This window comes from Vibrio sp. PSi01, assembly GCF_054960695.1.
In genome coordinates this window covers 37,928-57,572 of record NZ_JBHNYN010000004.1, presented here as the reverse complement: position 1 = coordinate 57,572, position 19,645 = coordinate 37,928, and the positions used below count along the sequence as shown (strand labels likewise).

At 41.7% G+C, this 19,645-nt stretch carries 15 protein-coding genes; 6 read left to right on the top strand and 9 right to left on the bottom strand.

All coding sequences use genetic code 11. The annotated features are described in order from the left end of the window. Positions 1–542: 542 nt before the first annotated feature. The gene (locus ACFI6G_RS07445; RefSeq protein WP_016768771.1) at positions 543–1,280 is read left to right on the top strand and encodes an EAL domain-containing protein; all 738 of its coding nucleotides are present in this window, start codon (positions 543–545) and stop codon (positions 1,278–1,280) included. Between the two features lie 160 nt (positions 1,281–1,440). On the opposite strand, the gene ACFI6G_RS07440 is transcribed toward ACFI6G_RS07445, so the two are convergent. From ACFI6G_RS07440 to ACFI6G_RS07430, 3 genes are read right to left on the bottom strand one after another with little or no spacing between them, the layout of a single operon-like run. After that, positions 1,441–4,500, bottom strand: a complete 3,060-nt coding sequence (locus tag ACFI6G_RS07440) for an efflux RND transporter permease subunit (RefSeq protein WP_016793677.1) — start codon at positions 4,498–4,500, stop codon at positions 1,441–1,443. After that, positions 4,497–5,552, bottom strand: a complete 1,056-nt coding sequence (locus ACFI6G_RS07435) for an efflux RND transporter periplasmic adaptor subunit (RefSeq protein ID WP_280572461.1) — start codon at positions 5,550–5,552, stop codon at positions 4,497–4,499. Before ACFI6G_RS07435 ends, ACFI6G_RS07440 begins: the two co-directional genes overlap by 4 nt. Then, positions 5,552–6,640: an efflux RND transporter periplasmic adaptor subunit gene (locus tag ACFI6G_RS07430; protein ID WP_016768768.1), complete on the bottom strand. Its 1,089-nt coding sequence runs from the start codon at positions 6,638–6,640 to the stop codon at positions 5,552–5,554. Before ACFI6G_RS07430 ends, ACFI6G_RS07435 begins: the two co-directional genes overlap by 1 nt. A gap of 156 nt (positions 6,641–6,796) precedes the next feature. Between ACFI6G_RS07430 and ACFI6G_RS07425 the strand changes: the two genes are divergently transcribed. Beyond that, on the top strand, positions 6,797–7,525 hold the full coding sequence (locus ACFI6G_RS07425; protein WP_016785211.1) for a TetR/AcrR family transcriptional regulator: 729 nt from the start codon (positions 6,797–6,799) through the stop codon (positions 7,523–7,525). A 146-nt stretch (positions 7,526–7,671) separates the two neighbouring features. Here ACFI6G_RS07425 and ACFI6G_RS07420 read toward each other — a convergent pair whose 3' ends face one another. The 3 genes from ACFI6G_RS07420 to ACFI6G_RS07410 form a co-directional block, all read right to left on the bottom strand. Then, positions 7,672–8,943 carry a DEAD/DEAH box helicase gene (locus ACFI6G_RS07420; protein WP_010429504.1) on the bottom strand — a complete coding sequence of 424 codons (1,272 nt, stop codon included), beginning with the start codon at positions 8,941–8,943 and terminating at the stop codon, positions 7,672–7,674. Between the two features lie 57 nt (positions 8,944–9,000). Beyond that, the gene (locus ACFI6G_RS07415) at positions 9,001–9,612 is read right to left on the bottom strand and encodes an acyl carrier protein phosphodiesterase (protein WP_010429502.1); all 612 of its coding nucleotides are present in this window, start codon (positions 9,610–9,612) and stop codon (positions 9,001–9,003) included. A gap of 191 nt (positions 9,613–9,803) precedes the next feature. Further along, positions 9,804–9,932, bottom strand: coding sequence for a hypothetical protein (locus tag ACFI6G_RS07410; RefSeq protein WP_010429500.1), 129 nt, complete (start codon positions 9,930–9,932; stop codon positions 9,804–9,806). Between the two features lie 447 nt (positions 9,933–10,379). Between ACFI6G_RS07410 and ACFI6G_RS07405 the strand changes: the two genes are divergently transcribed. Both ACFI6G_RS07405 and ACFI6G_RS07400 read left to right on the top strand, forming a co-directional pair. Further along, positions 10,380–11,603, top strand: a complete 1,224-nt coding sequence (locus tag ACFI6G_RS07405) for an aromatic amino acid transport family protein (protein WP_462710206.1) — start codon at positions 10,380–10,382, stop codon at positions 11,601–11,603. A 148-nt stretch (positions 11,604–11,751) separates the two neighbouring features. Beyond that, a complete protein-coding gene (locus ACFI6G_RS07400; protein ID WP_010429493.1) occupies positions 11,752–13,176 on the top strand; it encodes a methyl-accepting chemotaxis protein in 1,425 nt (474 codons plus the stop codon). Positions 13,177–13,772: 596 nt separating this feature from the next. Here ACFI6G_RS07400 and ACFI6G_RS07395 read toward each other — a convergent pair. From ACFI6G_RS07395 to ACFI6G_RS07385, 3 genes are all read right to left on the bottom strand, one after another. Further along, positions 13,773–14,498, bottom strand: coding sequence for an HAD-IA family hydrolase (locus ACFI6G_RS07395; RefSeq protein ID WP_462710250.1), 726 nt, complete (start codon positions 14,496–14,498; stop codon positions 13,773–13,775). 325 nt (positions 14,499–14,823) lie between these two features. Continuing rightward, positions 14,824–16,686 carry an HD domain-containing phosphohydrolase gene (locus tag ACFI6G_RS07390; protein WP_102402108.1) on the bottom strand — a complete coding sequence of 621 codons (1,863 nt, stop codon included), beginning with the start codon at positions 16,684–16,686 and terminating at the stop codon, positions 14,824–14,826. Between the two features lie 60 nt (positions 16,687–16,746). After that, a complete protein-coding gene (locus ACFI6G_RS07385; RefSeq protein WP_010429480.1) occupies positions 16,747–17,241 on the bottom strand; it encodes a hypothetical protein in 495 nt (164 codons plus the stop codon). A 248-nt stretch (positions 17,242–17,489) separates the two neighbouring features. Here ACFI6G_RS07385 and ACFI6G_RS07380 point away from each other — a divergent pair, with 248 nt between their 5' ends. After that, positions 17,490–17,966, top strand: coding sequence for a CreA family protein (locus ACFI6G_RS07380; protein WP_462710205.1), 477 nt, complete (start codon positions 17,490–17,492; stop codon positions 17,964–17,966). A 143-nt stretch (positions 17,967–18,109) separates the two neighbouring features. Continuing rightward, positions 18,110–19,414 carry an inosine/guanosine kinase gene (locus ACFI6G_RS07375; protein ID WP_016792005.1) on the top strand — a complete coding sequence of 435 codons (1,305 nt, stop codon included), beginning with the start codon at positions 18,110–18,112 and terminating at the stop codon, positions 19,412–19,414. Positions 19,415–19,645: the final 231 nt, after the last annotated feature.

The following is a 19,645-nucleotide window of genomic DNA, read 5'->3' as shown; positions in this document are numbered from 1 at the left end:
AAGTAAATTTTTGACTTTCACAAAGTATTTTATAACCGAAAACTTTTCTTGTGTTCATTAATTATCCAAATGTCAATTTTGAATGATTAATAACCTTTACGCTAACTTTATCGATTATGAGAGATAGATATCATTTCTATGTAACTGGTACAGTCTCTTTAATTCTTAACTTTGATGCCCTCCCAAAATCTAAGTCTTTAACCCTAGTTTTCTCTGGTGTACTGGTGCTCTAGCCTTATATTAGGTGTGGTTACTATGCGATAGGTTCCTTAGCCATTAAATTCACTGCAGCAATGAAACGACAGGAAGTGATAATTGAGACTAATTACTGATATCATTTATCATCCTGATTTTTCGTTAATTATATTTATTTAAATATTGACGCTGTAAATGAATTTTTATTAATTGACAATTTACTAACACCTGTCAATATTGTGACAGCCATGGCGAATGTTTTCGTCACTGAATAAACACCTTTACTAACGACTATGATTCTATCAAACAGAAGTGAATTTATTAGCTGTATATCCGTGGATACCGATATGCAGTTTATTGCTAAATACCAAGATCTAACACTTAAAAGTGTCTATCAACCGATATTTGATTGTTCTATGGCTCAGATAGGCGTAGAGGCTTTAGTTCGCCTATCGAACGGCAAGGGTGAAATTGTTCGTCCTGATCACTTCTTCCATTCCGACGAAACTTTATGCGTTGATAAGATCAATGTAGAAAGGCTGAGTAGAGCTATCCATATCCGCAACTTTGCACAATCAAAAATTCGTCACTTACACCTGTTTTTGAACGTGCTCCCGAACGTTGGTGAGCTGTTTGCCGCAGAAAAAGTAAGCGACAGTCTGTTGGCTAAACGCCTCCATGAACTTAACCTATCATCGTCTCAAATAGTAATGGAATTGGTTGAACTTAATGCAGAAAGTGAAGAGCGCTTGAAAGACGCCGCCCACTCACTCGCACAAAATGGATTTCAAATCGCAGTCGATGATTTTGGAACACAAGCTTCAACCGAGCAACGCGTTCGTCATATCAATCCTCATATAATAAAAATAGACCGATCTGTTATGCTCGACTTCGAAAAAGGCAACACTCGTGAAATGACCTTAGTACTAGAGCTTGCTAACCAAATTGGCGCCAAGACCGTAATTGAAGGAATTGAAACTCAGCAACAACTCGTTGCAATGCAAAGTTTAGGCTTCGATATGTATCAAGGCTACCACTTAGCCATGCCACAGCCGATTGAGTTGGATATACGCCTCGCTATCTAAAACCGCTTATCTATAGAAGCTGCTTTTCCATTGATTAGCGGCTTTTTAACTCCTGTTGGTTAACTCTCTTTTATAAACTTAACGCTTAGCCTTAGCACTTATAAAAAAGCCCAGTCAAGATGACTGGGCTGGCTTAAAAGAATCTGTTTTATATCAATCCCTAATAACCCGCAGTGGACGGTTTGATTCTATAAAGGATAGCGAACATCACTGGTACTACTATTAGCGTTAGTACTGTAGCAAAACCTAAGCCTGCCATGATGGTGATCGCCATCGAGCCAAAAAATGCATCAAATACCAAAGGTATCATGCCTAAGATAGTCGTTAACGCTGCCATAGAAACCGGTCGCACACGGCTGATCGCGCTATCCACAACCGCTAAGTATGGGTCTTTACCGGTTGATAATTCAGTGTTGATCTGGTCAAGCAATACAATACCATTCTTCAAAATCATGCCACTTAGACTTAGTAAGCCTAAGAACGCAGTGAAGCTGAATGGCATATTGGTACCTAACAAACCAATCGAAACACCAATGATTGAAAGTGGAACCGTAAACCAAATCACAAGCGGCTTACGAACCGAGTTAAACAGAAGCATTGTGATGATAAACATCAGCAAGTAACCCATTGGTAGTGAACCAAATAGAGATTCTTGCGCATCTTTGGAACTTTCGTACTCGCCACCCCAACTAATCTCGTAACCTGCAGGTAGAACGAGTGCTTCAACCTTTGGTTTTACCCTAGCGAACAAGCTAGCTGGCGTTTCGTCACCCAACACATCGTGGTCGGCAAGTACGGTTAACGTGCGTTTTCTGTCACGACGTTGAATCAGCGGTTCAGACCATTGAAGTTCAACCCCATCGATCACTTGTTCAACGGGAATGTATGTTTGCAACGATGGACTCCAGATTTTCACATTATTCAGTGATTCAAAATCAAAACGTTCGGCTTCAGGCAAACGCGCTACGATAGGCAACATATGAGTACCATCACGCAATAACCCAATGTTGTAACCACCAAATGCCATTTGTAACGTCTCAGACAAATCAGTCTTTGAAATGCCAAGACGACGAGCCTTTGATTCATTGAACAGTGGCACTAACTCTTTAGTACGTTCACGCCAGTCATGACGAACATTTCGAGATCCCGGATCCGCTAACAAAATATCTTCTACTTGAACCGCGATGCTGCGAAGTATCTGTGGGTCTGCGCCACTAATACGTGCTTCTATTTTTGAAGCTGGTGACGGGCCAAACTCAATCAATTTGAATTGGAACGTCGGTTGTTCAAATTGGTTGGCTAAATCCTTGTCTAACTCTTCTAGCACTTCAAACATGGTGTCACGGTCAGTCGTTCGAATTTGTAGCTGACTGTACGCTTCGTAACTTTTCTCTGGTTGATATGTAAGCGCAAAACGTTGCATACCCTGCCCAACCGTTGTTGTCACAAACTCCACGTTATCTTGCTGGCGAATATAACTTTCAACCTTTTCGGTCTGCTTGATCGTTTCACGAACATCAGTGCCTTCCGGCATCCACATGTCTACATAGAACATTGGTGTGTTTGATGGTGGAAAGAACTGCTGTTTCACCATCCCAAAGCCGACTACGGAAACTGCTAATAGCGCAACCATACTGACAACAGTAAGCCATCTAAATCGAAGCGCTACTTTCAGACACACACCAAATACAACGAACAAGATGCCTTTGTAAGGGTCTTCGTTTTCATCAACTTTGTCTTCTTCTTTAAGCAACATTTCAGCAAGGAAAGGCGTTAATGTTAGCGCCGTTACCCAACTTAAGAATAGCGAGAAGCACAGTACCCAGAACAACGAGCCCATGAACTCACCTGTTGCATCTTTCGACAAGCCGATAGGCGCAAAGGCTGTGATAGCAATAATGGTCGCACCCAATAGTGGCCATTGTGTTTGTGTCACGATGTCTTTCGCTGCTTGAAGTTTGGTCTTACCTTTTTTCAAGCCAACCAGAATACCCTCAACAACAACAATCGCATTATCCACCAGCATACCCAATGCGATAATCAGTGCACCCAGTGAGATACGGTGCAGTTCTACATCGTTGTAGTCCATAAGAATGAAGGTACCAAACACCGTCAATAAAAGTACCAAACCAATGATTAAGCCACTGCGTAAACCCATTGCAAACAGCAGCACAATGATAACGATAGCAACCGCTTCAACTAAGCTAATCAAAAAGTCTGCAACTGATTTGTCTACTTCTTGTGCCTGGTTATAGAAGTAGTTCAATTCTACACCGGCAGGTTTAATGCTTTCTAAGCGATCCAACTCCGTATCAAGCGCATTGCCAATTTCGACTACGTTTACACCTGACGAAAAGGCGATACCTAGGTTTATAGCCGGCTTGCCGTTGTAAGTAAGCACATTGCCAGGCTTTTCTTGAATGCCACGCGTAACATCAGCGACATCTTTAAGGCGAATTAAGTTACCCGTGTCACGACCATGAATGATCAGGTTTTCAAGTTCTTCAACGGTATTGAGCGTACCATTAGGTCTAATCGTTAAGCTTTGACCGTTTAGCATCACTTCACCAGCCGATACCACACTGTTTTGCTGTGCTAATAAGGAGGTTACGGTCGACATATCTAAGTTCAACGCAGCTAAGCGTTCAAGTGACATTTCAACAAACATTTGTTCTTGTTGATCACCGGCAATGCTGACTTTCCCAACGCCTTCTACAAGTTCAATTTCACGTGTTAGGTAGTCAGCGTATTGCTTCAATTCAACAGAATCATAACCGTCCCCCGTTAGCATAATCATGACACCGAACACATCACCAAAATCGTCGATAATCTGAACAGAATTAACACCACTTGGAAGCGTAGGTTGAAGATCATTAATTTTACGACGCATCTCATCCCAAATCTGTGGTAGCTCGTCCGGACCGTAGTCCATCTTCATACTGACCATTATTTGAGACATGCCACTCGATGAGGTCGACGTAATCTTATCGATATAAGGGAGCTGTCTTATCTCTTTTTCAAGTGGATACGTCAGCTCTTCTTCAACTTCCATTGATGTGGCGCCAGGGTAAGTTGAAATAATCATGGCATCTTTGATGGTAAAAGCTGGGTCTTCTAAACGGGATAGATTACCAAAAGATGTGACACCACCGATGGCCAAAATGACGAGAAACAACCAACTGATTACTTTGTTCTTTATTGAATATTCTGCGATGTTCATTCTGCTTTTCCTGACAATTTGATTCCGTCACGGAGTTTTCTTAAATTTGAATTTACGAGTTGATCACCTTGCTCAACACCGTGAGCGACAAGTGCGCCTTTACCACTGATCTTTTCAACTTCAACTTCGCTTTTGAACGCTTGTCCATCTTCGAGTTTCCATACAAAAAACTGGGTTGCTTCACCCCCAGCTTGTAGCGTTGTCATTGGTAATTCATAGCCTTGAACATCACTTAGACCCGCTTTAGCCATATCTACATTTACCGTAACACTTGTACCTGGTAAAACTTCGTTCTTAGGTTGTGGCATCTGCATCCAAAATTCATAAGAACGAGATTGTGGGTGTAATTCACTGGTGTGTTCTAAATACGTCAATGGATATTGACCAGTATGCCCACCGAAAGTCGCTTGAGGGCGGTAACTGTTTGACCGCATATTTGGGCTGATTGACGCTAAGATTGAATCTGAGACTTGAATTCGCACATACACCTTTTCGTTTTGATACAAGCTCAATAAAGTTTCACCCGGTGTTACATTTTCAAAGCGCTGTTTATCTACTGTTGAAACCGTTCCAGAAAATGGTGCTAAAAGCTCGGTGTAACTCAGCTTACGCTCTGCCGCAGCCAAGTTAGCCGATGCCAATTTGTAGTTAGCGGTTAGTTGATCGTGTTCAGATTGAGATAGCATCTTGCTGCTGAACATCTCAGTACCACGCGCAAGTTGCTTACTCGCTAGCTCAAATTGAGATTTAGCGTCCGTCAAACCTTGCAGGTAGGTATCGTTATCAAGCGTTGCGAGCAATTGCCCTTTTTCTACTCTGTCTCCGGCCTCGACCAAGACTCGCTTAATTTCACCAGGCAGCTTAAAAGATAAAGGCGTTAACTCAGCAGGCATCACTTGACCGTTAAAGCTTCTGAACTGTTCAGTGAGAGGAGCACCAACTTCAAAGGTAGAAACGAAAAGAGAAGGTTGCTCGCGGTGATCAGCCTCGCTGTTACAGGCTTGAAGAAACAAAGTAGATGCTACGACAAATGATAATTTAGAAAGGTTCATTAAATACCGCCCTCACGTTGCCACGCCTTGACTTGCTGGCCCTCAGATAAAACATCGACACCCGCTTCAACGATAAGGTCGCCAGGAGACAAGCCATCAATAACGTTGCCTTGTGGGTCAAGAGATACTTGTACTTTAGAAATCAATTGAGACTCTGGGCTATAACGCCAAAGCTCGCCGTGGTTCGTTTCTCTGCTTAACCATGCAGAGTCAACGATTCCGATGCCTAGCTGAGATTTACTTTTCTGAACTTCAACTTGGGCAGTCATGCCGGACAACAGATTTATCCCGTCAGGTTTTACGATAGACACAACCGCTTGATAGCTGTTGGTGTCTTCGTCGGGCTGAGTCGATATCTCTTTAAAACGAGTGGGAATACGAATGCCTCGGTGGCTATCCATCACTACCCACATGTTTGAACTGGTTAGGTCTTGAATAGAACGGTCTTCAAGCTTTGATACCGGGATAGAGAACGTCACGTCCATTTCGCTGTGATTCAAAATGTTAAGCACTGGCTGCTTTTCTGCGATTAATTGGTATTGCTTACCGAACACCATAGACACTACGCCATCGAATGGAGCAACTAATGTGGTGTAACCAAGGTTTGTTTTTGCTTGGTCCAACTCAACTTCAGCGGCAGTAAATGTATTTAAAGCTTGGTCATAGTAATCAGTGCTTACTAGCTTTTTCGCGTATAACTTTGAAGCTTGTTTGAACTGGCTATTCGCCAAGTCAAATCTTGCTTGAGCCGCATCAAGCGCAATTCGGTAATCCGTTGCATCCAACGCTGCTAATACTTGGCCTTTCTTCACTTCCTGCCCCATTCGAACAGAAAATATTTCAATGTCTCCACTAACTTGGAAAGAAAGCGCAGCACGATCGGTTGCGTCAACTTTGGCGATAAAGCTATCTAGGTCAACATCACTTTGTTGAGGAATTTCAAAAAGCTTTACAGGTTTAACAACTTGAATAGTTTCTTCGGACTGGGCTTTATTACACCCAGTTAGAGAACCCGCAAGCATGATCGTGGCGATCGCTAGCAACGCATTCTTTCTTAAACTGGTTTCGATAGACAAATTGGATTGCATGATGCTTCTCCATTTAATTATTATGTTTTATTACACAGGCGGGCAGTATATTTAAAATTAGATAATTCTCAAGCTTTACTTTCCACCTGTGCAGTATTTTTTATTTTAATAAAAACAGTGTAGAATGTGGTAATCAGGTAAACGTGTGAAGTAAAGATGACAGAAAAGAAACAAGGTAGAAGAAGTGCAAAAGACGCGGAGGAGACGCGATTTTTGATCATGACGGTTGCTGCGGATATGTTCTGTGAGCATGGTTATGATAGCGTTTCGCTTCGTAACATCAGTGAAAAAGCAGGCGTATCGCATAGCCTTATCCGCCACCACTTTGGTAGCAAAGAAAAGATTTGGCATGCTATAAGCGATTGTTTACATGGTTATTTTCAGTCTTATATTGCTAAAATCATGGATGAGCTTCCAAAAGATGCAGCGCCAAACATTACTATCTATTTATTTAGTATGCGCCTCTTTAGCAACATGATTCACTCACGTAAGCCGATGCAACTTATCACCGACTCTGTTCGCCAAAAAGATAACTTAGTTGATTACTTTATCGACAATGTTGGCAATGTTGAAAAAGAAATCAATATGCTAGCTGAGCAGTATAATGAGGCGAATCCTGAAAACTTGATCAACATTTATGAGATTAAGTGGCAAATGATCATGTACGCGCATGGAGCCGTATGCCTAACTCCGTTCATGGAAAGCACATGGAACGAAGGCGAGATGCAGTCAACACCTGAAGAAGCATTATTAAAACATTGGCAGTTATTCAACACACAAATGCTCAGCACGTTCAACATCAATGAAGAATGGGCACTGAATCCTACCTCGATCGAAGAATTAGTTTATGACGTACCTTGCGTATGGAAGTGCGAACAAGACTAAGTAACGCTGAGGCCTTTGTACTCGACATTTAAATTGCCTTGATACGAAAATGCCCCATGACTGATGACAGTCATGGGGCATTTTTATATTGGCTCAGGTTAATACTTTCGAATTAATAAACGCGATAAACATCAACTCCAACAAGACTAGCGTCGCGCTTTACCGCGGTTTTGGTGAATTTTTAGCTTTGCTTTCATCTTACGTTTTTCTGATGAACGACTCTTACTACGCCCCCCTCGTTCTGGTGCCACGTCTTTTTCAAGGCTTGGTTCAAAGCCCTCTAACCACTCTTGAGGCAAGCGTGTATCAAGTAATCGCTCAATGTCACCCAGGAGATAAGCTTCATCCTGACTCATCAAAGATATCGCTAAACCGCTGTTGCCTGCACGGCCAGTTCGTCCAATACGGTGAACGTAGTCTTCTGCTTTGAATGGCAGGTCATAATTCACAACTTGTTCTAACTGCTGAATATCGATACCACGAGCTGCTACGTCTGTCGCAATAAGCGCTCGTACTTTACCCGATTTAAAATCGTCTAATGCTTTTTGGCGCGCGCCTTGGCTCTTATCACCATTGATAGATGCCGCTTTAATGCCATCTAGCTTAAGTTCTTTAACTAGAGCATCAGTGCCCTGCTTAGTTTTCGTGAACACCAACACTTGTTGCCAGTTCTTCGATCCGATTAAGTAAGCCAACAGTTCACTCTTACGCGATTTATCTACAGGGTAAACCATTTGGGTAACTGTCTCTGCTGTACTGTTTTTTGGCGTGACTTGAATTTCACTTGGCGACTGCATCATACGATGTGCAATCGCTTTGATTTTGTTATCAAACGTTGCTGAGAAGAACAAGGTTTGACGAACTTCGTTCATGCGAGAAAGAATGCGCTTAATGTCCGGCATAAAGCCCATGTCTAACATGCGATCCGCTTCATCCAGTACCAATACTTCGGTATGGCTTAGCATGATGTTCTTGGTAAACATATGGTCAATAAGACGACCAGGCGTCGCTACAAGAATATCAGCGCCGCCGCGCAGGTTATCAGTTTGAACCTTCATGCTAACACCTCCATAAGCCACAACGACTTTAATATCGGTACCTTTTGCGTACTCGGTTACGTTATCAAACACCTGTTGTGCTAATTCACGCGTTGGCACTAACACAAGCGCACGCACTAACTTTGGATTTGGAATAATGTTGTCTTTGGTCTCGATTAATCTTTGAATAATCGGCAAACCAAATGCCGCTGTTTTGCCTGTACCCGTTTGAGCACCAGCTAATACATCTTTGCCTTCTAATACCAATGGAATCGCTTGTTCTTGAACACTGGTAGGAGCCGTAAAATTAAGCTCTGCTAACGTAGCAAGAAGGTGCTCAGATAATCCAAGTTGGTTAAAAGATTTGGTAGATTCAGACATAGTATGATGCTCAACGATTAAATAGGCGCGGATTGTAGCAAACCTGCATTACGCTGTTTACCTTTCCTTTTGATTTTTCTTCAATTGAAGCGTACTAAACTGGTTAGCTTGCTCTAAAACCAATGGATAAAGCTCATTAAAGTGACACTGCAACGTATCATAGTGGTACTCAAGGTCAGCATAACAGTTTTTGAGCATGCCTAGTTTGGGCCTTCTTATAGCCATTCGTTGCAGTACCATATCGATTGAAGACATGTCTTGATAACTTTCTAACCATCGTTGTTCCGCCATTTTCTGATGGATAGTAATAAAACTCTCAGGCCAATGTGGTTCTTGATGTGCGAAAATTTGTTGGTGGGAATCCAGGCAAAAACGTTCCAGTGTCTGTTGTGAGAATTGCTCCCAATGATTGGCTAAGCAATGATCCCAAAATACATCGAGAGCAATAGGAGCAAAGCGCCGTGTTTGAACTGAAAAGAGTGATTTGGCTGAGCGCGACACATCATGGAGGTCGGTGTAACTGTCCACGAATCGATGAAGTCTGATGCCATTTGCAAGCGAAGTTGAATAATGCTTATTCGGATCGCCTTTAACAAAATCACCTAACAGATTTCCTGCCAAGTTACTCTTGCAATGTTGCGCGATGTGAAGATGTGCGAGAAAGTTCATTGAACCTCATTAAAGTATCGAGAACTAAGTAATATGGTAAACGTACTCGTTTATCTTCGCGAACTTTAATGAGGATAGTTTTGATTGACGTGTGAGCAAATGAGGTTTGCTCAGTTTAAGAGTTGTCTAATTTGGGAAACATTGAGCTATGGAAGTATTGAGCTTTAGTATACCCAAAACTTAATAAAACTTTAGTTTGAAGAGTTAAAAAGTTCTTCTGCTAATTGTTTAACCGTCTGCTCATAGTCAGATAAATCAATACCAATTTCCATGGCATCTAACAACTCAAGACTTTCGTCATTAAAAGATTGGTCACTCATAGTGCCCCCTCTATTCCTTGGTGTGGACATAATGTCCTGTTAACTAGTGCACCATCTTGGACTTATATTATGTCACTTTGATGAACGCACTCTACTTTACCCATTCCATATTTATAGCTTAAAGCTACTCGCGGTCATCAGCGCCTTTTTACGCTAAAGGGGTATACGCGAACGACATATGTACTGCCACCTTACACTAAGTACAACCATTTACTCTAACAATTTTGAACCAGATCATAGTCAAACGTTTGCTTAGACCATCAAGTTTTTGAAAATACGCCCCAGTGTAAACCAAGATTTACACTGGATGCTTTTAATTACACAAAGCATTGCATTTGGAATTAAACTCAATCAGAATACTTGAAAATCGAGATATTCTTTGGGTTTATGCACTTAAGCTAGAAGAATTACAATGAAAATACACTCTAACGTAAAGAATTATATACAATGAATAAATCAAAGGTTTTTGGTAGTACTTTGATCATTGCTGGTACCACGATTGGTGCTGGCATGCTCGCTCTTCCCCTTGCTTCTGCAGGTATCGGCTTTTCCACTTCACTTTTCTTGATGTTGGGTTTGTGGGCATTAATGGCATTTACGGCTCTATTAATGGTAGAGCTTCATCAATTCGCAGAATCTGACGCAACCCTACACACTTTAGCTCACACAATTTTAGGGACAAAAGGAAAGTGGATTGCGAGCTTCGCGGTGATGTTTCTGTTTTACGCTTTATGTGCGGCATACATCGCGGGCGGTGGTGCCCAGTTTAACCAACGTATTTCGGATATCGCGGGTATCGAGCTCAACTCTCAAATCACCACTCTTCTATTCACACTGTTAGTTGCAGGCGTTGTAACTATTGGTACACACAGTGTCGACAAAGTTAACCGCGTTTTATTTGGGTTAAAGCTAATCGCAATGGTTTTAGTTCTAAGTTTCTTAGCACCAAACATTACCTCTCAGTACCTAATGAGTATGCCATTGCAGCAAGGTCTTATTGTTGTAGCAATTCCTGTCGTATTTACTTCTTTCGGTTTCCACGGCAGCATTCCATCGATCGTTCGCTATTTAGATGGCGATGTTCGCTCTTTACGTAAAGTAATGATTATTGGCTCAGCACTACCTTTAGTTATCTACGTTTTCTGGCAGAGTGTGACTTTAGGTGTGATTAGCCAAGAACAACTATTGTCAGATACAAGCTTGGGCGCGCTTTTAGTATCTCTATCGCAAACCGTTCACCAATCCAACCTGAGCGTGATCGTCGGTGTATTCGCGGACCTTGCACTACTGACTTCTTTTATTGGGGTAAGTTTAGGGCTATTTGAATTCATGGGTGATTCTCTTAGCAATAAGCTTGGCAACGGCAAACGTGCAAAAACAGCGGCTATCACCTTCTTACCACCACTTGGTTTTGCTCTGTTTTACCCTCAAGGATTCATCACAGCATTGGGCTACGCAGCTATTGCGCTTTCTGTGCTGGCAATCCTTTTACCTACCGTCATGGTTTACAAGATTCGTTACACTGACTTCTCTGTTCAATCGCAAGGAACAGGAACGACTTACCAAGTATTAGGTGGAAGCAAAGCACTGTTTTTAGCTGGCACTATTGGTATATTTATCATTGCTATCCAAATCTTGATTTCAGTAGGGTTATTACCGTCACTTGGCTAATAAAGGGATCCGAGATTGAATAAGTTGATCGATATCTCATAACTGACATCTCCATATCATTAATTTTCACAGTTACCTGGATTAGATCACATTTTTATTAGGGTCGGTTATTTAGAGTCCACGGTAAAGGATTTACCGTGGAGTTTTTATGAAAGAAGTACAGTTTCGAACGATAGACAAGTTGTTTATCAAAATGTCTATTAACGATAAGTTTTGGGTCATTTTCTTAATATTTTTGGCCGCAGTGGTAAGCTTATCTGGTTTAAACTACGTCAGTAAAATGGACCAAATTGACGCTAGTGCAAAACAGCAGGTTGAGTATCAACTTAAAGGTATTTTGTCTGCATCAGAATCACCTGCCTCTATCGACTCAGTTCGCCAACAATCACGCCCTCAAGAAACCAATGTACTCAACAATGGTTCTGTTACGGCAACCGCGTTAGCGAAAGATGGTAACTACTACTCACTGACTGTTTCCGATATCAATACACAAAATCAAAAGCAACAAGCACTATACACCTTCTTACTCAGTCTCTTATGGTGTGTCCCTTTTGGTATTTTCTGCTATTGGGTAGCGACCTTCTTAGGCGGCGCGCTTTGGGTACTTTATTCAACCACTCAAAAGATTGGTGACGGTGACTTAACCTCACGACTTGGTTTCCACCCAGGCCGTGATGAGTTTGGTACGATTGGTTGTGCACTCGACCGCTCAATGGACACACTTAGCGAGCTCGTAGACAATGTAAACCACAGCGCTGCGACACTAAGCGAAACGTCTGCATCTTTTGAAACAGAGATGAAACGCAGTGAAACTCAAATTATGAGCCAAAACGCGTCACTGGATTCCGTTGCAACAGCAATGGACCAAATGACCGCGTCAGCCAATGAAGTTTCTAATATTTCAGCTCGTTCAACAGAACAAACAGAACAAGACGCACAACAAATTAACGATAGCCACGCTAAGGTTCAGCAAGCCATCTCAGAGATCACCACCCTTTCTTCTTTGATTGAGCAAACTTCTTCTTCTGTTACTAGCCTCAACGTAAACACTAGTCAAATTAATGAAGTCATCACGACGATCAACGCTATTTCAGAGCAAACTAACTTACTTGCATTAAATGCTGCGATTGAAGCGGCTCGTGCGGGTGAACAAGGTCGTGGTTTTGCTGTTGTTGCTGATGAAGTAAGAACCCTAGCAAGTAGAACTCAGTCTGCTACAGTTGAGATCCAAACAATGATTGAGCGTCTTCAACAAGAAAGCCAAAATATTGCAAAGATTACCGAACAAACCGTTGACCAAGCACAAACCAGTAGTCATCTAATTTCGGATATTGGCCATGACGTTCACTCTATCGCTGACTCAGCGCAAGCGTTAATGGACATGAGTATTCAAATAGCGACCTCGGCCGATGAACAAAGTAATGTTGCGAACACGATTGCTGCAGAGCTTAATGATATTCGCAGCCAATCTGATGTAATTAAAGACGTCGCACAGAATTCTTCAAATGGTGTATCTAAGCTGACAGAAGCATCGGTTTCTCTGTCTCAGACACTAGCGAGATACCGCACTTAACGACGAGATATACGAGACAAGCAGCGTGAAGCAACTTGTTCCAAAACCAGTTAACCCAAAAGGACTCGTAAGAGTCCTTTTTTATTGGGGTTTTGTGTATCTAATTAACCATAGATAACTAAGCTTAGCGTCGCAAGATACTAAGTACTGGGGATATAGCGGGTAAAGGAAACAGAAAATAAACAAGAAAAATTGGTCCAGAATGCTTCAAAGAGACATCGTTAGACTGCTAAGCAACCCATTACTCAGAAAACTCACAGAGTAAAAACAATGCAACATGGCCACCTGTATGCCCGTTAACTATCAGATTATCATTACCATGAAGTTAGTCGCAAAGGAGAGATTATAAGCAGTCAAAACTGTCTAATAATCGAGCTTAGGAGTAATCTAATAGTACGGGTCTTATTTTCGCTTACCCTCTTGCTGCAGGTGACACATAATGAATAAAACAGAAGCACCGAACACCGAAAACATCACGTGCCCTTTATGCCAACACGACGAATATCTGCTTTCAGAAAGTGGAGAGAAGTTTACTTGCGCATCTTGCGGTTTTCATACCAAACAATTTAGTAAAGTCATTAGTCTTGAGCTCGGCTCTACCCCACCAAAGCTCCCGAACTCGGTATACCCCCACTTGAACAGTGCTTGCCATTAATCCAAACCGAAATTTCTTCCAAACTGTATATATCCTGAGCCGCTAGTTCTGTAGAGCCGGCTTCTGGATATACGCTTAATTCTTCAATACTTGGGCGCAGTCGGAACGATTGAATACCAGCACGCACACCAGCCTCAATCCCCTTCAAAGTGTCATCCACATAAATACATTCATTGGGTAAAAAGCCCATATTCATAGCTGTATACATAATAAGGTCAGGTTCTGGCTTCCAGCTATTGGCGTCAAAAGCCGAAAACACTTTGCCTTTGAAGTCGTCAAGCATACCTGTCATCGCTAATGAAGATTCAACTCGAGATTTAGGTGCATTGGAAGCAATACAAAATTCGATATCTTGTCGCTTAAGGAATTCAATAAGCTCTATAGCACCATCCATTGGCTTTAAATGGCGCTGGAACATTGCTTCTAGTTCTGTTCGATATAACGGCTCAAGCGTATCGATCGAGATAGAAAGCCCTAAACGTTCCTGTGTATCCATCAATATATCGGCTAACTTCCCGCCTTGAAAGTGAGCATAACAATCATTGACGTTTAAACTAGCTCCAAAATCAGCAAACACATTCACTAAAGCTTGGCAGCAAAGCTTCTCACTATCAATCAGCGTTCCATCACAATCAAAAATCACACATTTAGTCTGTTCTAGCCGCATAGGTATTTCACTCACATCAAATCCAAGCTTTATCCTATAGAGTTATCTTAATGCTAGAGATGACTTAGGTAACAGTTTACCGATGCGCACTTATTTATCTTCGCAAAATATGCAGCTGATCACTTAATAGCTAAAGTTAAGCAACAGGTTTCACCAAATTAAATCAACTTTATTAGAACCAAATGCTGCCATGTTTACAAAAGCAAATGAATATCAGTTCAAAATATAAAGGGACTTGGCTAATGTTCTGAAGAAAAAGGCCAACTGGAGAGTGTTATAAAGGTTAAAGAGAGCATCTGCTTAAGCTAATGATGGCGACAATCGCCTACACAGTACTTAACTCACTCTTTGCAGACACTGTTTGCTGTAGGTCAGTTGCATCTTTTGGAGCGACAGTAGCTTGTAAATCAACAGGACCTTGTAAATTGATCACGTGACGTGAATCCTCGGTATCAGGATAAGTATCTCTTATCGCGACGAACTCAGCTAAGTGATTCAATAAGATCTTGGTCAGCTTAGGGTCGAATTGATAACCACACTCTCGCTCAAACAAGTCCACAACCATCTCTAATGGCCATGGCTCTTTGTAGCAACGAGTACTAAGTAGTGCATCAAATACATCAGCCACTGCAGTAATGCGAGCAAACAGATGAATTTCCTCACCAACCTTACCACTAGGATAACCCGCTCCGTCCCAACGCTCATGGTGCTCGTTAGCAATGATCGCAGCAAGGTTAGTAATGTCACCAGCACCGCTTTTCAATAAGTTGTAGCCAGCTGTAGTATGTAATTTCATCACCTCCCACTCTTGTGGCGTTAACTTGCCAGGCTTATCCAAGATCGATTCCGGTACCGAAATTTTTCCGACATCATGCATCGGGCTGATTATCTCAATCATCTCGACCTCACGATGACTTAAGCCGTGATGCTTGGCGAGTAATGCTGATAATTTAGCGACACGTTTAACGTGATTCCCTGTCTCACCAGAGCGGGTTTCAATGGCCTCACCCAATACATGAATCATGTCCTTTTGAACATTTAGTGTCTGCTTCTGAAGGGCTAGGATTCGTTTGTTCTTCTTCGCTAACTCTTTCTTCTGACGTAAAGTAATGAACTGCATTACGATAATCAGACTCAACCCTGCAATCACCATGATCAAACCCAACAGTATTTGGAAATTCTTACGTATGAAAGAAGCTGGTTCATTGATGACTACCGATTGTTCAGGAAGTGCACTCTTGTTAATACCAAACTTATTCATTGCAGGGTAATTAAAGACAAAACGTATATTATCACCCGGAATTAAAGGGGCAGAAAATCCGAGCGGCACGTATTTATCCAAAGCATTGACCGCCTCTTCCCCCATACTTTGTGAATGATTTACATAGCCACCGAATACATCACCTAAGATGTTAAATTGCCAAAGCGCAAATACAGGTGCCGCGCTCGAAGTTGACAGGATCTCCGCTACCTCTTTGTAAGAGTGGTAAATTGCTTTATGTAGCTCTGTGTTGTAGTGACTGAGTAACACAGCGTCATCAACAGAAATTGTCTTTAAGTATTGGCTCGCTTGTTCAAGCGTTTGACTTCCAATTTCAATCAAGTTGATATGCGGAAATTCAGCCATTACTTTATGCACTTCTTTTCGTATCAACTCAGACGTGACACTGTAATCATTTACAAAATATAAGTTCTTAAGGTTTGGTCTTAATTGCGCAATAAGCGCAATATTAATATCAATATGGTCATTCTCATACAGCACGGTCGCCTTGTCGGTGACCGCGTACATATCAGTACTAATATCATTGATACCAGCAGCAACAACAGGTGTCGAACGATCAATCACTGAGCTTAACGACTTAAGAAAATTTGCTGCGTTATCGTCAGTGACAATGACGCCATCAAACTTATACTCCGAATATTTAGTTTCGAAGTATGCTGCCAAAGCGTCGTAATACTCAGGGCTATGGATACGCTTGGTATCTAAGTATTCTACAGAGAGCTTTATTTCAGCTTTTGAGTGTTTGAACGCGTTTTCGATTCCTTTTTGGAAATCCGCGGTCCATTGGTAGGAAGGTTCGTAGGAGTGCAGAACTAGAATTTGTTTAATATCCCAGTCTTTAGCATGTGTAACAGGAGAAAAAGCGCTAACACACAATACAGCGATTGATATCAATAGCTTGTACATACAAAACCCTTTTTAAAAGATGGGGTATTGTACTCAGATTAACGCTTTCTCAAAGAATCTTTAGTTCTCAACCCATACTTGATCGCCAGAAGCATGATCTTGTGCCCAAAAATCATGTAACTGTTTAGCAAAGCCGTTGATATCTTGATCATTCTTATTAACAACATCCGATATCAACAGACAACTTGCACCTTGAGTCACAATCGCACTCGCCACAACATCGCCTTTTGTTGTCCCTACATAAAGCTCATGTTCGTCCGACAGCATTATCTGGCTTAAGAATTCCAACATGTGCGCTCTTTCGGTTTCATTTTGATAGGCACTGGCTTGGTTAAGAGAGAAAAGTACGGTCAGTTTATGGAAGTCGACTTTGTGCAATTCATCAATTTGAGTAGGAGTTTGGTCTTGCGGGAGGAGTTGGTAAGTCTTTTGAGAAAGTTGGTTTTTATAGATGTCTCGACCGAGGAGGCTCTCTTTTGCAGGATATGCAATATCGAGTTGACTAAATAGCCATTTATTTTTCTGGTGTGCAATTTCAGGTATTTCGTTATTCATTCTTTTAGTACCCACGGTTAGTATCCCCAAATATCACAGTTATTTGGAAGACATATGGTCGACTGAGGTGCCGAACTACAAGCAGAAAGGATACAGAGCATGATCAAAGCCAACAAGTACTTTAAATGCTTCATCTTTTTCATTATCCAACAACATCCTTTAAGAACTTAACGAAAAGCTCTACACTCGTATTCAAGCTTTCAATATCCTTATAGTAAACAGAACTATATAAATAAAAAGGACTTCTTATGAAAAAAGCCTTAATAACAGCAGGTATCATCGCAATGTTAACTGGCTGTTCGGACAACGAGGTTGGCGACGTCTCACTGGGTTTCTTCACAATGAAAGATATCAAGATGTCTTCTTTAGATGACGATAAGATCGCAGGTGTGACTTGCCATATCGCATCAATAGAGGCAAACCTCAGCCTTTCTGATCCAAGTGATAGCTCTATTTCTTGTCGTCAAACAGGTGAAATCACACCAGAAATGATTGATCAAATTGACAAAAGCAAGTCAGGCGAAGTGGTATTTAAGAAATCAAAGAGTATTTTCTTCAAGACAATGAAGGTTCGCCGTATTTACGATGCAGAGAATCAATCACTGCTCTACTTGTCTTACACTACAAAGGAAACAGAAGGTAGCTTCAAACACAGCCTTTCAACTGTTCCGCTATGGGGTACAAAGGCTTACGTTGATCCCGCAACGTTAGTACCAACAGAATAGCGACAAGCGAATAGTCTTACGTAAATAGTCAAGCGAATCACCTGTACAGACATTGTACAGGTGATTCAAAATGTAATAAAAATGAAAGAAACAGAAATAAAATGTGATATCATGCGGCAAAATTTTTTCACTGTATTTTTCATATGAAGTTTCCTGGACAGCGTAAATCTAAGCACTACTTTCCAACTCACGCACGTGATCCGTTGGTCAACCAAATTCAACAAACACCCAAGCTACACCGCGCAACAATTGTCGGTGTTGGTCAAACGATTGTTGATATCGAAGCCCGTGTTGATAACGCGTTCTTAGAAAAATACGAGCTGAGTAAAGGTCACTCGCTAGTATTGGAAGAAAGTAAAGCAGATGCGCTATATGAAGAGTTAGTTGAGCGCGGTTTGATCACACATCAATACCCTGGCGATACTATTGGTAATACACTGCACAATTATTCCGTACTCGCAGACAGCAAATCTGTTCTGCTTGGCGTCATGTCTAAGAAAATTGAAGTTGGCTCATTTGGTTATCGTTACCTATGCCGCACTTCTTCTCGTATGAACTTAAACCACCTACAAACTGTTGATGGTCCTATTGGTCGTTGTTATACGCTCATTACCGAAGATGGCGAACGTACATTCGCGATCAACGAAGGACACATGAATCAACTGCTTCCTGAAAGCATTCCTGAGCAGGTTTTCGAAAAGGCCTCAGCGTTAGTCGTCTCTTCATACTTAATGCGCGGTAAGCCAGAAGATCCAATGCCAAAAGCCGTGCAAAAAGCAATTGAATACGCGAAAGCGCACAATGTGCCTGTTGTACTCACACTTGGTACTAAATACGTGATCGAAGGAAATGCTGAATGGTGGCAAGAATACCTAAAAGAAAACGTTACTATCGTTGCGATGAACGAAGATGAGGGTGAAGCTCTAACTGGCGAGAAAGATCCTCTACTTGCGGCTAATAAAGCACTTGAATGGGTAGACCTAGTGCTATGTACTGCTGGCCCAATCGGTCTTTACATGGCTGGCTACACAGACGAATTAGCGAAGCGTGAAACGACTCTGCCATTGTTACCAGGTAACATCCCAGAGTTCAATAAGTATGAATTCAGCCGTGCAATGCGTAAGCAAGACTGCCAAGACCCAGTGAAAGTATACTCTCACATCGGCCCTTACTTAGGTGGTCCACTAGAGATTAAAAACACCAACGGTGCTGGCGATGGCGCGCTTTCTGCTCTATTACACGATATGGCAGCGAACAGCTACCACCACGTGAACGTGCCGAACTCAGAAAAACATGAATACACGTGCCTAACGTACTCGTCATTGTCCCAAATTTGTAAGTACGCAAACCGTGTAAGCTACGAAGTGTTGACTCAGCACTCTCCTCGCCTTTCTCGTGCGCTACCAGAACGCGAAGATAGTTTAGAAGAAACATACTGGGATCGTTAATCAGGCTTTAGCTAATTAGATGATTAACTAATTAGCTTTATTAGCTGGTGAGACTTTCCAGAACTAAAAGGGCTGCTATATGCAGCCCTTTTTGTATCAAACGATAATGTAAGTACAACCGAAGGTAATCAAATCGAATATTTTGCTCGTTTAAGATTTGATCTCGCGCAATGACTCTTTAGATCTGTTATCTTCCAGCACATAATTCGTGTGGTTTGCCTTTACTTGGCA

Bases quoted from the DNA above. Each gene is read 5' to 3' on its own strand.
- ACFI6G_RS07445 (WP_016768771.1), top strand. From the start codon at position 543: ATGCAGTTTATTGCTAAATACCAAGATCTAACACTTAAAAGTGTCTAT.
- ACFI6G_RS07440 (WP_016793677.1), bottom strand. From the start codon at position 4,500: ATGAACATCGCAGAATATTCAATAAAGAACAAAGTAATCAGTTGGTTG.
- ACFI6G_RS07435 (WP_280572461.1), bottom strand. From the start codon at position 5,552: ATGAACCTTTCTAAATTATCATTTGTCGTAGCATCTACTTTGTTTCTT.
- ACFI6G_RS07430 (WP_016768768.1), bottom strand. From the start codon at position 6,640: ATGCAATCCAATTTGTCTATCGAAACCAGTTTAAGAAAGAATGCGTTG.
- ACFI6G_RS07425 (WP_016785211.1), top strand. From the start codon at position 6,797: ATGACAGAAAAGAAACAAGGTAGAAGAAGTGCAAAAGACGCGGAGGAG.
- ACFI6G_RS07420 (WP_010429504.1), bottom strand. From the start codon at position 8,943: ATGTCTGAATCTACCAAATCTTTTAACCAACTTGGATTATCTGAGCAC.
- ACFI6G_RS07415 (WP_010429502.1), bottom strand. From the start codon at position 9,612: ATGAACTTTCTCGCACATCTTCACATCGCGCAACATTGCAAGAGTAAC.
- ACFI6G_RS07410 (WP_010429500.1), bottom strand. From the start codon at position 9,932: ATGAGTGACCAATCTTTTAATGACGAAAGTCTTGAGTTGTTAGATGCC.
- ACFI6G_RS07405 (WP_462710206.1), top strand. From the start codon at position 10,380: ATGAATAAATCAAAGGTTTTTGGTAGTACTTTGATCATTGCTGGTACC.
- ACFI6G_RS07400 (WP_010429493.1), top strand. From the start codon at position 11,752: ATGAAAGAAGTACAGTTTCGAACGATAGACAAGTTGTTTATCAAAATG.
- ACFI6G_RS07395 (WP_462710250.1), bottom strand. From the start codon at position 14,498: ATGCGGCTAGAACAGACTAAATGTGTGATTTTTGATTGTGATGGAACG.
- ACFI6G_RS07390 (WP_102402108.1), bottom strand. From the start codon at position 16,686: ATGTACAAGCTATTGATATCAATCGCTGTATTGTGTGTTAGCGCTTTT.
- ACFI6G_RS07385 (WP_010429480.1), bottom strand. From the start codon at position 17,241: ATGAATAACGAAATACCTGAAATTGCACACCAGAAAAATAAATGGCTA.
- ACFI6G_RS07380 (WP_462710205.1), top strand. From the start codon at position 17,490: ATGAAAAAAGCCTTAATAACAGCAGGTATCATCGCAATGTTAACTGGC.
- ACFI6G_RS07375 (WP_016792005.1), top strand. From the start codon at position 18,110: ATGAAGTTTCCTGGACAGCGTAAATCTAAGCACTACTTTCCAACTCAC.